We start from the raw sequence: 268 nt of genomic DNA, 5'->3' as shown, positions 1-268 counted from the left end.
GCTTTCATCGCTTGGTAAATTTAAAACGTTTAATTTAGCTAAATATGCAAATAAAGACATTTATGTAGTTGCAGGCCCCGATTTTAAAAATGGCGCAGGCAGAGCTCTACCAAAAGCAATGCTTGCCAATAACTACGACGGGCAACTTTATCTACTTACTGAAGGCGGTAAAAACGTAAAAGCACTTAGTAAACAGTTCGACCCCGCTATTGGCCAACTGCAAGTTTTAGAAAACGGCGATGCGCTCATTAAAGTAACAGAGCAAGAC

The 268-nt window shown here is 40.3% G+C and carries 1 pseudogene; it reads left to right on the top strand.

What is annotated here, in order from left to right:
• Window positions 1-268 (top strand): annotated as a pseudogene (locus tag AAEZ18_RS18930) (S9 family peptidase); the annotation flags it as partial.

The sequence above is a fragment of the Pseudoalteromonas sp. 19-MNA-CIBAN-0066 genome (assembly GCF_040308705.1).
Lineage (GTDB): Bacteria > Pseudomonadota > Gammaproteobacteria > Enterobacterales > Alteromonadaceae > Pseudoalteromonas > Pseudoalteromonas nigrifaciens.
The sequence above is the reverse complement of the archived record's forward strand: the minus strand, read 5'-3'. Positions and strand labels throughout refer to the sequence as shown.